Source organism: Petroclostridium sp. X23 (genome assembly GCF_030013905.1).
Classification (GTDB): domain Bacteria; phylum Bacillota; class Clostridia; order SK-Y3; family SK-Y3; genus X23.
Window position 1 is genome coordinate 5,434,546 of record NZ_CP124862.1, and the last position, 14,768, is coordinate 5,449,313.

General features: G+C 37.4%; 12 protein-coding genes and 2 pseudogenes. 11 read left to right on the plus strand and 3 right to left on the minus strand.

The window, feature by feature from the left end:
• Positions 1-110: 110 nt before the first annotated feature.
• The 5 genes and pseudogenes from QKW49_RS25415 to QKW49_RS25435 form a co-directional block, all read left to right on the plus strand.
• The gene (locus tag QKW49_RS25415) at positions 111-1,469 is read left to right on the plus strand and encodes a 2-hydroxycarboxylate transporter family protein (protein WP_282865436.1); all 1,359 of its coding nucleotides are present in this window, start codon (positions 111-113) and stop codon (positions 1,467-1,469) included.
• Positions 1,470-1,506: 37 nt separating this feature from the next.
• Positions 1,507-2,256, plus strand: coding sequence for a hypothetical protein (locus QKW49_RS25420; protein ID WP_282865437.1), 750 nt, complete (start codon positions 1,507-1,509; stop codon positions 2,254-2,256).
• A 14-nt stretch (positions 2,257-2,270) separates the two neighbouring features.
• The gene (locus QKW49_RS25425; RefSeq protein WP_282865438.1) at positions 2,271-3,074 is read left to right on the plus strand and encodes an alpha/beta hydrolase-fold protein; all 804 of its coding nucleotides are present in this window, start codon (positions 2,271-2,273) and stop codon (positions 3,072-3,074) included.
• 85 nt (positions 3,075-3,159) lie between these two features.
• Positions 3,160-3,447, plus strand: a complete 288-nt coding sequence (citD, locus tag QKW49_RS25430; RefSeq protein ID WP_282865439.1) for a citrate lyase acyl carrier protein — start codon at positions 3,160-3,162, stop codon at positions 3,445-3,447.
• Positions 3,448-3,451: 4 nt separating this feature from the next.
• Positions 3,452-4,048 (plus strand): annotated as a pseudogene (locus tag QKW49_RS25435) (aldolase/citrate lyase family protein); the annotation flags it as partial.
• Positions 4,049-4,080: 32 nt separating this feature from the next.
• Here the strand turns inward: QKW49_RS25435 and QKW49_RS25440 are convergent.
• Positions 4,081-5,436: an IS4 family transposase gene (locus QKW49_RS25440; RefSeq protein WP_282863409.1), complete on the minus strand. Its 1,356-nt coding sequence runs from the start codon at positions 5,434-5,436 to the stop codon at positions 4,081-4,083.
• Between the two features lie 89 nt (positions 5,437-5,525).
• On the opposite strand from QKW49_RS25440, the pseudogene QKW49_RS25445 reads away from it, so the two are divergent.
• The 3 genes and pseudogenes from QKW49_RS25445 to QKW49_RS25455 form a co-directional block, all read left to right on the plus strand.
• Positions 5,526-5,837 (plus strand): annotated as a pseudogene (locus QKW49_RS25445) (HpcH/HpaI aldolase/citrate lyase family protein); the annotation flags it as partial.
• Positions 5,838-5,850: 13 nt separating this feature from the next.
• On the plus strand, positions 5,851-7,389 hold the full coding sequence (gene citF, locus QKW49_RS25450) for a citrate lyase subunit alpha (RefSeq protein ID WP_282865440.1): 1,539 nt from the start codon (positions 5,851-5,853) through the stop codon (positions 7,387-7,389).
• 57 nt (positions 7,390-7,446) lie between these two features.
• A complete protein-coding gene (locus QKW49_RS25455; protein WP_282865441.1) occupies positions 7,447-7,731 on the plus strand; it encodes a hypothetical protein in 285 nt (94 codons plus the stop codon).
• Here the strand turns inward: QKW49_RS25455 and QKW49_RS25460 are convergent.
• A complete protein-coding gene (locus QKW49_RS25460; protein WP_282865442.1) occupies positions 7,638-9,266 on the minus strand; it encodes a response regulator in 1,629 nt (542 codons plus the stop codon). The two genes, QKW49_RS25455 and QKW49_RS25460, sit on opposite strands and share 94 nt — an antisense overlap.
• Positions 9,267-9,268: 2 nt before the next feature.
• Entirely contained in the window at positions 9,269-11,092 is a 1,824-nt protein-coding gene (locus QKW49_RS25465; protein ID WP_282865443.1) for a sensor histidine kinase, read from the minus strand.
• A gap of 530 nt (positions 11,093-11,622) precedes the next feature.
• Here QKW49_RS25465 and QKW49_RS25470 point away from each other — a divergent pair.
• From QKW49_RS25470 to QKW49_RS25480, 3 genes are all read left to right on the plus strand, one after another.
• Positions 11,623-12,726, plus strand: a complete 1,104-nt coding sequence (locus QKW49_RS25470; protein ID WP_282865444.1) for a TRAP transporter substrate-binding protein — start codon at positions 11,623-11,625, stop codon at positions 12,724-12,726.
• A 179-nt stretch (positions 12,727-12,905) separates the two neighbouring features.
• Complete coding sequence (locus QKW49_RS25475) at positions 12,906-13,403, plus strand: TRAP transporter small permease (protein WP_282865445.1); 498 nt, start codon at positions 12,906-12,908, stop codon at positions 13,401-13,403.
• A gap of 17 nt (positions 13,404-13,420) precedes the next feature.
• Positions 13,421-14,710: a TRAP transporter large permease gene (locus QKW49_RS25480; protein WP_282865446.1), complete on the plus strand. Its 1,290-nt coding sequence runs from the start codon at positions 13,421-13,423 to the stop codon at positions 14,708-14,710.
• Positions 14,711-14,768 lie beyond the last annotated feature (58 nt).

Consider the following 14,768-nt stretch of genomic DNA (forward strand, 5'->3'; position numbering starts at 1 on the left):
GTAAAAGTAGTATAATTGTAGTTGGTAAAGCGCTTAACCAAAAATAGTTAAAGAGGTTTTAGGTCAAATCGTATTTATATTCTATAGCAGAAAAAACAGGGGGGTTAAAGATGAGTAAAATTTCTGTATCAACAGGAAAAAAAACAGGAGAGCTAGCGATGGGCAAAATTAGCAAAATTAAGATTTTAGGCTTTCCATTGTACATGCTGCTCCCAATGGCAATCATTGTTGGTGTAATCGCAGCACAAGGCATTTTATTAGACAATATCATAGGCGCACTACTGTTTGCAATAATCTTCGGTGGTATAGTAGGTTGGATTGGTGACAATATTCCAATATGGAAGGATTGGTGTGGCGGCGGAATGTTGTTTACCTCATTGGCTGCAGGAGCATTATATACTTTCAAACTGGTTCCGGAAAGTGTTATTACTACTGTAAGCAATTTTAATGGCAAGATGGGTTTTTTGGATTTTTATATAGTAGTGCTGTTGACAGGGTCTGTTCTTGTTGTTGACAGAAAGCTGCTCATTAGAGCATTTGCAGGTTTTATTCCGACCATTCTCGGTGGTGTAGTTGTATCTTTCGGGTTAGCGGCTCTTGTAGGTACGATTGTTGGTGTAGGACCCGTTGAAGCAATCTTAAATACGGCTCTTCCTATTATAGGAGGAGGCAACGGTGCAGGTGTAATTCCCATGAGTAAAATATGGGGAGGGATAACGGGTAAAGACCCGGCGATATGGTATGCGCCGGCTTTTGCAACCATTGTTATAGGTAATTTAATGGCAGTTGTTGGGGGAGCATTACTTGACCGGCTTGGTAAAAAGTATCCTAATATTACGGGAGAAGGTCAGCTGATTCGTGGACATAATCAGGAAGCGGTTTCAAAGGGAAATGAAGAGATTAAAGTCGGCATGACTGAATATGCGTCCGGTTTAGCGCTGGCTCTGTTTATGTTTGTACTGGCAGGCTTTTATGCAGATAAGTTTTCTATCATCAATCATTTAGGACTTGGTTTTACCATTCACAAATACGCCTTCATGGTTATTTTCTGTGGATTATTAAACGTTTCCAATATTGTTCCTGCTGAAATTCGTGCAGGTTCAAAGGGAGTACAGCAGTTCTTTGTAAAGCACATGTCACTTCCGTTGATGGTGACGGTTGGTATCACATTGAATCTTGCAGATTTTGCAACAGTGTTCTCTTTCCAGAAGATCGCTATAAGTCTCGCTGTGGTTATAGGATCTATTATTGGTACGATTGTTGTAGGTAGATGGTTTAAATTCTATCCTGTTGAAGCTGCTATTACAGCCGGCCTTTGTATGGCTAACGGCGGTGGTTCCGGTGATGTACAGGTTCTAGGTGCGTCACATAGAATGGAATTGATGCCTTTTGCTCAGATTTCTTCAAGAATTGGAGGCGCAATTATCCTAGTTATCGCAAGTATCTTATTTGGATTATTTGCATCATAAGGAATATAAATATTTAGATAAGAAAGAGGAGAAAAGGGTGACCTTAGAAGCGGAGTATCAGCGCATTTTAAAAAAACATATTGAATATAAAAGAAAAAACAATAAATTAGTTCTAATTGCTGCCGTCTTTCCAATCCTATATTTGCTAACGAAGTGGGATGTATGGATGCTAGCCGGGATTGTGTATATTATAGCCATTCTCCTTTTTTCTTATCAGCGCAATAATGTGCTGTGCAGGTCTTACGAACAAATTGAGCAGCAGCAGATAAATCTTCTTACTGAAAGACTTAAAAAGATTGGAATATGGCAGGAAACCGGACGACCCGCATTTGGATATTGTGTTACGGCAAAAAAACTGGAACCGGTTTACCTGTATGAGACAGAGAATTATCTGTATATGTTTGGAAATATATTTATAAAAAATTGCGTATATGCCGTGAATGATCAGGCTTTTTACTGCTTTGAACTAAACAGAGTGGTGCTGGAAGAAGGATACAAAACCTTAGATAAACATTCAATGCTATGGAAAGAAAGGAAAGAAAACCATCAGGAGCTTTTAAGAGCAGAAGGCCTACGATTAAATAACCTCATGATCATTGAAAGCTTTATCTATGATGATATTTTATGTGATATGATTAATCGTAAAAAAAAGCAGCCAATGAATATACAATTAGAACTGACCAATTTGAAGAAAGAAAAGTTAATTCAAACGCAGCTTGATGATATGACACTGGTACTTGAAAAAGATACGGCAGAGCGTATAGGAATTTATGCAGATAGCATTTAGAAGGAGTTGGATAAATGAGAATTGATGTGATAAATAGAAAAATCACAACACTGGATAGATCGGTGAAGGCTCGGGTAATGGTACCTGATGGGTATGATTCATCAGATAAATGTTATCCTGTTTTATACATAAATGATGGACAGGATGTATTCCGTGACCAAGACGTATTCTGGAACGGAGAAAGCCTGCGCTTCGAACAGTATTACAAGGATTATGGCAAGTTCCTGCCGGAAGTGATTCTTGTGGCAATTGAATCACCAGATATTAACGCTGTAAGGACAGCGCAGTATTCACCGTATACAAAGGATTTTAATGTGCCGCCGGAAAAGAAATTTGAGTCTCATATTGAAGGAAAGGGTGTTGCATATCTGGATTGGTTAACCACTGATTTTAAAGAAATGATTGACAAATGTTACCGTACAAGACCTGAGCAGGAATATACAGGGATCTGCGGATATAGTACAGGAGGGTTGAACTGCATTTATGCGGGACTTCAATATCCACACATTTTTTCCCGTCTGATTGCAATGAGTTCCGCAGTTTATATTTGGATGGATAAACTTGAAGAGACAATGAAAAGTGCAGATTACAGCCACCTGAAATATGTTTATGTGGATGTGGGAACCAACGAGTTTGGACGTATGACGACAAAAGAAGAATTCTTGGAAGGCGCTGATATAATATACGATTACTTAAAGAAAAATCATCTTAGCGATAGACAGTTAAAATATAATATCTATCCTGATGCAATACATCACCAGAAGGAATGGCGTGTCCGTTTTCCGGATGCTCTACGCTGGGTATTTCAGGATATTTGAACTATATTTTGAGAGGAATATATTGAAGTGTTTTAAGAAAGGGCGGAGGTAATTATTTCTGCCCTTTAATACGGGAGTGATTAGTATGAACATCAAAATAAAAGCAGTATCCGGCACCTTGGAATCTAGTGATATTATGATTTGGGTAGAGCCCTACGATAGCGGTATTGAGATTGAACTAAACAGTACGGTGGAAAAACAGTTTGGAAGACAGATTCGCAGGATTATTCTTGAAACCTTACGAAGACTGAATGTGGATGCAGCTAAAATTATTGCTGTGGATAAGGGAGCTCTTGATTGTACTATAGAGGCAAGAGTAAAAACAGCGGTTTATCGTGCTTGTGAAGTAGAATCTTACAGCTGGGAGGCGTGAAATAATGAAACAGTTAAGGCGTACCATGTTGTATGTACCGGGAAATAATCCCGGGATGATTAAAGATGCTGGAATTTACGATAGTGACTGCATCATGTTTGACTTGGAGGATTCTGTATCCTTGACTGAAAAAGACAGTGCTAGATTTCTTGTTTATCAGGCTCTAAAGACAATGGATTATGGAAAAAAAGAATTGATTGTACGTATTAATGACCTTTCAAGCGGACTTGGGATTAAAGATTTGGAAGCAATGGTCAGAACACGCAGAGTGGCAATCCGCCTGCCGAAAACAGAGACGGTACAGGATGTTTTACAATGCGAGAAGGAGATTGCGAGGATTGAAAAGGAAATCGGCGTAGAGGTTGGCTCGACTTCTATGATGGCAGCGATTGAAAGTGCTAAAGGTGTGCTAAATGCAAAGGAAATCGCTTGTGCAAGCAAGAGGCTGATCGGAATAGCAATAGGAGCTGAAGACTTTGTAACCGACCTGAAAACCAATCGTTCTCCACAAGGTATTGAATTGCTTTTTGGCAGAAGTATGGTGCTTCTCGCAGCTCGTACAGCAGGTATTGACGCTATTGATACTGTTTATTCGGATATCATACGCGTTAAGTTAAGCTATTTTTTACCAATTTAATTGAGCAAATAGTGTTCCTGCAATCGCTCAACCGTGGTTTTGCGATTACGTTTATCATGTAAGCTTTGTTCGGCCGCTCTTTTAAGAATCAGTCGCAGTTCCGATATTGCTTCAGTGGTTGCATAAAGGCTTGAAAATATTTTTTCCACCTTTGTCGCAATTAGTTTGATAAACGACATCATACTAATGCATCTGTTTTTTTGTTGGTACATGAGGGCATACAGTGCTGAGTAGACTGTGAAAATTAGTATAATGGCAATTAACCTTCCATATAGAAGACACTCTAATTGCTCTTTACCACAGTTGCCTACTTTGCCAAGGTTTAGATAGCTTTTGCAAGCCTTAAATAAAAGCTCTATCTGCCATCTAGCTCTGTACAATTCACAGGCTGCCTTTGGAGTAAGCATATGTGCTGGGGCGTTAGTAATTAGAAGGTTCCATCCTAATAACTCTAAGTCATAGTCACTCAGTGTTTTGCCTTGTGACTTTGCTTTTTTATTTGCTTTGCGCCTACGTTCATTAGCGACTTCATCAGGTAAACGTACACCAATCAGCCGACATTGTAGTAATTTAGAATACTTGGTGCCAAAGTATACATCTATATCAACACTGGAGCTGTTTTTTAAAACACTTAAAAGGTCTAAGGCTTTAAAAGATTTAGTGTCAGAATTTTGTATTTGAAAAACAGTATTTGATTTAATTCGGCTAAGAAAATATGCACCTTTGGATATTATTTTCCTAAACAAATCTTTACTGTAATATCCTAAGTCAGTAATTAACAGCTCACCATGATGAATGTGTTTTAGAAGTTCATCTTTATAGCCGGCATCTGGACCAGGCGCCTTTGTCAACTCCATATTTGTGATAGTTCTGGACTTAAGGCTATATATAGTCTGGATTTTTAGAGCAGCTTTTGCATTATTGCCACCAAGACCTTTCCAGACATCTGCTAATTTGTCCGGAAGAGTAACTTTAGAGCTATCACATATTTTTACATCAGTAAAAGCTTGGAGCACATCGAGATTCTGGACAGTTATTGCTCTCTTGGCAGAATACTCAACTGCTGACTGGAATACTTGTTTTAGCAATAAAGCACTTGTAGCCAAACGTTGAAAAAGTCCTTCGCGTGTTATACTAAGTCCGCGTTGAATATTTTCGCATTTAGAAGCAGTTTGACGTAAGGATGGATTAGGGGTGTCCCATAAGCCGAATGTAAATACTTTTACTATAGTATCTGGCAGCAGCTTAGAGCGGCGCACCGTAAACCCTGTGTCCTTAGAAATTTCCAGTATTTTTGTCTTTCCTAAAAAGCAAATAAAGCTTATAATTAGTGATATGGGAACTTGAAACATGGGAACCTCACCTTTCATTTCTCTATTACTTTGAGGTTCTCATGTTTTTTTCTTTTTTGCAAATGTAATTATTGGTTTACCATAACATGGCTTAGCTTAACGCGTATGATTCGGATATAAATAATGAAGAAGGATTCTGTGCAGAAGTAAAGCTGATTCACCAGCTTGGCTTTGATGGGAAATCTATCGTCAATCCTCGTCAAATCAAACCTGTTCACGAAATATATACACCGTCTCAAAAGGAAATAGATAAATCGCTTGCAATTATGGATGCAATCGAGCAAGCACATATAAAAGGAAGTGGTGTCATATCCTTAAATGGTAAGATGATTGACAAACCGGTTGTGGCTCGCGCTCAGCGCGTACTGGATTTGGCTCGTGCAGTGGGTGCTATTGATTAGGAGGCGGAATACAATGAGTAAAATAAGTTTGGACAAAATCCCTTATATCGATGAATTAAAAACAATTCATCATCCGTTTGATGCTAAAAAAATGCAGAAAGATTTTGAAACACTTGCTCAGAAAGAAAAGATGCGAAATAAAATCGTAGATAGTCTTGAGGATGCTGTTTGCTTGTCGGGACTGAAGGACGGCATGACTATTTCATTTCATCATCATTTCCGTAACGGAGATTATATTATTAATCTTGTAGTCGATAAACTTGCTGAAATGGGCTTTAAAAATCTTGTAATGTCGGCAAGTTCGCTCACTGATTGCCACGAGCCGTTGATCAAGCACATAAAAAATGGAGTAATCAGACGTATTGAAACAAGCGGCCTTCGTGGGAAACTGGCAGAGGAAATCTCACATGGACTGATGGATGTTCCAGTTGTGTTTCGCTCTCATGGAGGAAGAGCATACGTAATTGAGACCGGCAATTTGCCTATTGATATGGCATTTTTAGGTGCGCCGTCTTGCGATGCGTATGGAAATGCCAATGGATATTCACGGGATAATGATACAGGAATAAGCTGTGGTTCTATGGGTTATGCAAAACTGGATGCGCAATATGCAAAAAAGACCATCATTCTGACCGACAACATTGTTCGTTATCCGAATGCACCATTCGGAATTCCGGAATCAGACGTGGATTATATTGTAAAAGTTGATGCAGTAGGGGACCCGGTAGGGATTATGAGCGGTGCTACACGATTCACCAAAAATCCGAAAGAACTATTGATTGCTGAAAAAGCCGCTCAGGTAATCGAATATAGCGGATGTTTTGTTGATGGATTTTCCATGCAGATGGGTTCCGGGGGTGCGTCTCTTGCCGTGGCAAGATTTTTAAGAGAAAAAATGCTTCAAAAAAATATAAGAGCCAATTTTGCCCTCGGTGGCATTACAGGTCAGATTGTTGATCTGCATGAAGAAGGACTAATTAAAAAAATTCTTGATGTTCAGTCTTTTGATCTTAGGGCTGCGCAGTCTTTGAAAGACAATCGCTTCCATCAGCAAATTTCTGCGTCATATTATGCAAGTCCGGGAAATTTAGGCACGGCTGTGAATCAACTTGATATTGTGGTACTTTCCGCACTTGAGGTAGATATAGACTATAATGTGAATGTATTGACAGGTTCTGATGGAATTATCCGAGGAGCAGTCGGTGGACATTGTGATACGTCTGCAGGTGCAAGTGTTGCAATTGTTGTTGTACCCTTGACTCGCGGAAGGATTCCTTGTGTTGTTGAAAAAGTAAATACGGTTGTGACACCAGGAAAAACGATTGATGTGATTGTAACGGAAAAGGGGATTGCAGTGAATCCTCGTCGTAAGAATCTTCTGGCAAATCTTCAGAAGTCGGGACTTCCTATTTGTACTATCGAAGAGTTGAAAGAAAAAGCTGAGCAGACTGTAGGCAAGCCTGATCAGATTGAATATACAGATAAAATTGTTGGAGTTGTTACATATCGTGATGGATCAGTAATAGATGTGATTCGGCAGGTTAATGAGTAAGCGGTTTTCCAAATAATTATATCTGTATTCAAACAAGGATTAGCAAGGGGGACAAAAGTGAATATTGAATATAGAATCCCATTTTCAGGCAAAAAACTCGCAGGTGTTGTATCTTTTCTAAAGAGCAGCGGCCTTGATTATGATGACGGTATTGAATTTACTATAGTTGTTACTGAGGATGACAAGATAGTTGCTACAGGTTCCGGAGAGAGAAATATATTAAAATGTATTGCCGTTTCGGAAGAATATCAGAGTGAAGGATATTCTTCCATAACATCATTGTTGGATGAGTATTCTGATGGTAAAACCCCGAAATGTTTTTTAAATACTTGTCCAAAATAAAGTGGATCTGAATAGCCTACCATTTTTGCCACTTCATTCACTTTTAATTGATTATGTTGTAACAGCTCCAATGCATTTTCCATTCGAATCTTTGTCAGATAACTCACAAAGGTCATATTTGTTTCCTTTTTGAACAGCTTATTAAAAAAAGTTTTGCTGATAAAAAACTTTTGAGTAATGCTATCTAAAGTAATAGGTTCAAAGTAATTGGTATCTATATAATGCTTGATGTTGTTAAAAATGATACGTGGATTATCATTTTCCAATGTAGCAAGATATTGCGCTACTTTTGTAGAAAACGAGGCTAATAATGTTTCTAACTCTTCAGCAGTTGATGTTTTTGGAACATTAATCAAAGATAAGAAGTCTACTTCCAAAACATCTTCTACCGATAGCTGATATTTAGCCAATACACGTTCTAATAAAAGAATTACTTCATAATACAATTTCATTAGTATTTTGGTTGAAATCTGTGCGCTGGCTTTTATCTTATCAAATACTGCCGTTATACAAGAGGCAATATCATCAATACTACCTGATTCAATATGGTAAGCTAAGGTCCTTTCATCTGCGGCAGTAAAATATTGGTAGTCAATTAAACTGTCATAGGCGCGTATGTCTTGATAATATATGCAGTGTGTCTTTTTGTTTTTCAGTAAATTTTTATTTTTTAAAGCATCAATTGCTTCGATATATGCTTTGTTAAGTTCCAAATAAGACTGATAAGTATTGCTTATTCCGGCTAAAGAGAAAGTCTTTTTAAATATTTCTTTCAATTTCTTTGTCAGATCAAACAAATGGATTTTATCCAGTTGACTCATATCAGCAGAATACAGCAATATGTTCAGCTCATTATAGCCCTGCATATTCTCAAATACGAAGCCTCTATAGTCGTATTTGGTGAAAAAATTACTTATACTGTTTAGCATTTTATTTATATCTTGATTTTCAGTAATAGATGTATCTATTTCTAACACCAGCACACAGAAATAAGTGTCTTCCTCAAAAGGCAGTCCCAAGTTGTCTACCATCCGTTGGGTGTACTCTTTAGAAAAGCGGTTGGATGATACCATTTGCTGAATAAAATGTCTTTGTAATATATGCGTTCTTTCTACAAGTTTTGTTTGTAAAGTATTTATCTGTCCGGCTGTCATATCTTCATCTTTAATTTGTTGGATTGCTTGCTCTAGGGCTTCTCTTAATTCATGGTCATCTACTGTTTTTAATATATATTGGCATACTTTTAGTTGTAAAGCAGAACGTGCATATTCAAAATCGGCATATCCTGAGATAATGATAAATTTTGTTCTGGGCAACTGATCTTTTAATCGTTCAATAAGTTGCAACCCGTTCATGCAAGGCATTTTGATATCCGTTATAATAATATCGGGCTTTGTATTAAGGGCCAACTCATAAGCTTCTTGGCCATCTTCTGCTTCTGCTGCAATCTTAACTGCCAGACCACAGGATAAAACCCTTTTTACAATGGCTTTTCTGATCCACTTTTCATCATCCGCTACTAACACTCTATACATATCTATATTTCCTTTCTATCTTCTGTGATGGGAAGTTTTAAAATGACCTTGCAGCCTTTTTCATCGGTACTTTCGATGGTAAGTCCGTAGTTGTTTCCATAATAATGCTTAATTCTAAAATGTACATTTGCAAGGCCTATACTTCCGGATGTTTCATATGTTTCAGCAGAATCCCGGTTTAGATCAGCCTGTATCCTTTTCAGCTTTTCATGAGGGATCCCTATTCCATTATCTTCTACTTCTATAATCAACATATTATCAAGGCTTTTATGCGCGCTGACTTTTATTATACCGCCTAATTTAATCAATTCTAACCCATGATTAATTGAATTTTCAATAATTGGCTGCAATATTAGTTTTATTACATTATATTTTTTAGCTTCTTCAGGAATATTGTAGCATACATTGAACTTGTTTCCATGCCTGATCTTTTGAATGTTGATGTAATTTGCAGTATGGTATAGTTCATCACCAAGGGTGACTAACTTTTTTTCATTATTTATGCTGTAACGGAACAAATCGGATAAGCTTCTGGAAATGGTCATGATTTCCGGAACATCCTTTAAATAGGCAATGCTGCTTATGGTTTCAAGGGTATTATATAAAAAGTGAGGGTTAATTTGCGATTCTAAGGCCTTTAGCTCCGCTTGCTTTCTTCTTATATCGGCTTCATATTTCTTTACGATAAGATTTTTTATCCTTCGGATCATAGAATTAAAGTTTCGTGTAAGTTTTCCTATTTCGTCATTACTTGTTGGACGAAGGTATACATCAAAATTTCTATCTGTAACACCGTCCATAGAAATATTCAGATTTTTTAATGGTGTTGTTACCTTGATCGCAATCACAATCGAAAGAATCACTGAGAAAGAGAAAGCAAAGAATCCTACCGTTAAGACGATAGTTTTAACTTTATGGGTTTTTTCCAATAAGCTGTTGATCTTTGAGAAGGCAACAAACTTCCATCCGGACACTTCAGATGTTTTATGAATGACCAGATAATCTTCGCCGTTTATTATATGTCTCAAAGTTCCACTAGGAGAACCTTGGATTTTTGATAATAGTTGATCATCTAATCGTTTTACATATTGCAAATTACTTGAATTAAATATAATGGAACCTTCGGTATCCAATATAGCTACCTGTGTTTTATTAATACTGCCGGCATTATCAATAATGGTATTGATTTCATCTACTTTCGCGTCTACCATTATAGTGCCTACGATGCGGCCATTACGGTCTTTAAAGGCTTTGGCTACTGAAAAAACGTTGGTCTTGATATTTGATGGTGCTAATGTCTTATGGGGAGAAATAAAAACCTCTCTTCCATTTTCGAAAAATATCTCTCTAAGCCACGGTATAAAAGGGTGGGGGTAACCGATCAATACACCATTTTCAAAATAAATGATACTTGCTCCTTGGAAAGGGACAAGTCGTACGCTGGCAATATCGGTTCTTAGATATAATATACCGTAAAATGCATCGTTAACGCTTTGATAATCCTCCATCTTCTTAATATCAGGTGTTTCTGTAATCCAGCGGGGATTATAAATTACCTCTTTTATTTTTGTGCTGGAAGGGATAGACATTAACAATACTGTCATTGAATGAAATATGTCTTCAACATCTTCACTTGCCTGCATGATCACGCTGGTCATTCTATCCGAGGTTTCTGATAGTATGGAATTACTGTATATATTGTAAGATATAAAATATATAATACATATCGGCAATATTGAAATTAATATATGGGAAATAGAAAGCTTTATATGAAAAGGGATAAACGTTCGCTTTAATTTATATTTAATATATCTTTTTAAATTCATTTCTAATCCTTCTTTCCATTGATAACATGTACGATATAGTTCTATTATAAATGATTTGTGTAGAAAGAGCCATCATTTATTAATGCTAATGTTAACTAGAGGTATTTTATAGATAATCATGTGTAGAATTATGATTTTCCAACTTATATACTATGTGAGTTCTTGTAGGGGTGGACGACTCTGTCCACCCGCAGATCGTGTAACAATGTACCGGGCGGACAGGGTCGTCCGCCCTACGATCACTCGTGCGATAAAACTTGGCGATTTTAAAGTTCCAATTTGTTTGTCTATAAGAGATATAATGAATAAAAATTTCTATATAAATAAGAAATAATTTCTATATGATTATTTAAGTGAATCAAGTATAATCTATTTAACGTTAAACGTTATACAAGATAAATAAATGCAATTCAAAAGCCTAGTTGGTACAAGCTTTTCTTGATATCTAACCGGGGTGCCAAACGCCCTGTAGATATATACGGCAACGTATGTTGTCAAAAAAATAAACTAATTTTTAGGGGGAATTGTTTATGAAAAAAAGTTTTAAGAGAGTCGCAGCTTTGGCAGTGGCAACGATGCTTTCATTTTCAATGATTGCTTGCTCCAGCTCAAAGCCTGCACCGGCAGCAGATCCGAAACCGGCGGCTGAACAGAAAGATACAGCCCAAACGCCAGCTCCGGAGGCAAAACCGGAAAAAGCTATAAAAGTTGCTGTTTCACACAACAGTTCTGCAGAAAGTCCTTGGGAAAAAGCTTCACTTAAATTTGCTGATATTATAAATAAAGAATCTAATGGCAAATTTGAAGTTAGCACATTCCCTAACGGCCAATTATTCCAAAAGAACTGGAAAGTAATGTTGGAAATGACCCAGTCCGGTTCTTCACAAATCGGTATAGAAAGTATTACAGCTCTTGCATCTGAAGTACCAGAATTAGGAACTGTCCAATTACCGTTCCTGTTCCAAGATGATGCACATCTTATCAAATTTTTAGAAACAGAGTCTCCAATATTACAAAAATGGTATAAAAAATTCGAAGAAAAGAATATGGTAGTTGTTGCTGTCGCACCAAGAAAATTCAGACAGCTGATCAACAATAAGAGACTTGTTAAAACTCCTGAAGATATTAAAGGTTTAAAATTCAGAGTTCCGGCAAATCCATTCTTCGTAAAAGTATTTGAACTTATAGGCGCTAAACCTGTGCCATTGTCCTCTGGTGAAATCTATTCAGCGATTCAATTGGGTACAGTTGTTGGAGAAGATAACTCCGTACCGGTTGTATATGACTTTAAAACTCATGAAGTTGCAAAATACATGACTATTTGGAACTATATGGCGGATGCTTCAATCGTAGTTATGAATAAAGATATGTGGGATTCCATGTCTGATGAAGACAAAGCGTTATTCAAAAAAGCAGGAAAAGAATGGGTAAAAGTAAATGTTGAAGAAGACGACGCTTATCAAATAAAAGCAAGAGAAGAAATGGAAAAAGCAGGTGTTGAGTTCTATGATATGCCGGCTGAAGGACAGGCAGCATTTAAGGAACTGGTACAACCTCTTTATGAAGAAACAAAAACTGCACGTGGCGAAGAAGATTGGAATGCATTCTTAAAGGCTGTAGAAGAAGCAAAATAATTAAAAATTCAGGCTATTTCTAAATTAGACCAAGTAAAAGATGATGTTACTAAATTAAAGAAATAAGAATCAATAATTACTAATATGGATACCTGAAAGGGTATCCATATTAAGATTTAACGTGTTATTTTAGACAAATTGTTACTCTTATACAATGTATGATGTGAGGAGCGGTATTCTTGAATAAAATTATAAATTTCATTAAAAACATTGACGTCTATATTGGCCCCATCATTTTACTTGCAATCTTAATTGATGTCTTTCTTCAGGTTGTCAGCAGAGTATTGCCCGGTAATTCTATTTCATGGACGGTGGAAGTGGGTGAAATGCTGCTGGGTGCCCTTATATGGTTTGGGTTAAGTGTGGGCGTTGCAACCAATGGACACGTAGCATTTGATTTGCTTGTAAAAAAATTCCCTCCTAAGACCAGAAAAATATTCGGGATAATCGCCAATGGCTTTTTTATAGCTCATGTGGTATTATTGGGAAGTTTTACATGGACTTTATTAGAATATTATACAAAATTGGGCAGCAAATCTACTATTTTAGGTATCAGTATGTTTTGGGTGAGGATGCCTATTTTATTAGGGTGTATTTTTACACTGATCAGACTGCTGGTAAAAGAATACAGAATAATCCGTGGTCAGGAAGTTGCATTTCCTGATGACCAGATTTAAGAAGGGGGGAATATATAATGCCTGTTATGTCAATTACATTAGTTATATTAGCAATAGTGCTTTTAGTTGTAGGAGCACCCATTGCCATCGCATTAGGGTTGTCTTCTGTCGTCGTAATCATGATATTCCAACCGGTGCCTAATATGCAGCTTATACCGCAATTATTCAGTGAAGCGTCAACCTCGTTCGTTTTACTCGCTGTACCATTGTTTATTCTTGCCGGTAGTCTTATGGAAAGAGGTACGGTAGGTCGGAATCTTATTGAATTTACCAATGCCATCGTGGGATGGGCAACTGGCGGACTAGGTGCGGTAAATATTGTAGGTAGTATGATATTTGGAGGGATTTCCGGTTCTTCTTTGGCGGATACGGCTACTTTCGGTTCAATCCTGGTACCGAGAATGGTAGAAGATGGATATCCTAAGGACTATGCCGGAGCGGTAACCCTTACATCTTCTTCGCTTTCGGTTGTAATACCGCCGAGTATATTACTGGTGCTGGGTGCTGCTGCTACACAGCAATCGGTTGCGCGTGCTTTGGCAGGTGGACTGCTTCCGGGGATATTAATTACGGTTGCGCTATTGATCCCTAATTATTATATATCTAAAAAAAATAATTATGGACATAAAACCAAATTCTCAATAAAAAATGTTATGGAAAAAGTGAGTTCATGTTGGACTGCATTGGTTGCTCCATTGATCATATTAGGAACTATTTTCTCAGGAATTGTAACGCCTACTGAAGGGGCAGCGGTAGCAGTATTATACATCTTAATCATTGACGGATTAATCTTTAAAAAACTGAAACGTGTAGACTTGGTTGAAGCGTTTAAGAGTACGGCTGTATTGACAAGTGCGATATTGTTTATTGCAACTTCCAGCGCGATTACTAACTTTATTATTGCTTATGAAGGTGTTCCAAAGTATCTTGCAGAGCAGCTTGCAAATGTGCCGGGCGGGCAAATAGGATTTTTACTGTTAATGGATTTGGTATTGATCATGATAGGAATGACCATCGATGCAAGCCCGGCAACATTGATTTTCACACCACTATTTCTTCCTATAGCGATGTCTATGGGCATAGATCCAACCCACTTTATCGTTATTACGGTTATGGGCTTTGCGTTAGGTTTAACTACTCCGCCTTACGGTGTATGTCTATTTAGTATAGCCTCGGTATGTAAGATATCCATGGATAAATTGGTGAGAAAAGCGATGCCGTTTTATGTGGCCATGTTTATTACACTGATACTGGTCACATTAATACCTCAGCTTTCGTTATTCTTGCCTAAAGTATTCGGACTATAATACGCAATTGAATAGAATGATTATAATTAAAGTGTCTTTCAGCAATATATGTTGAACG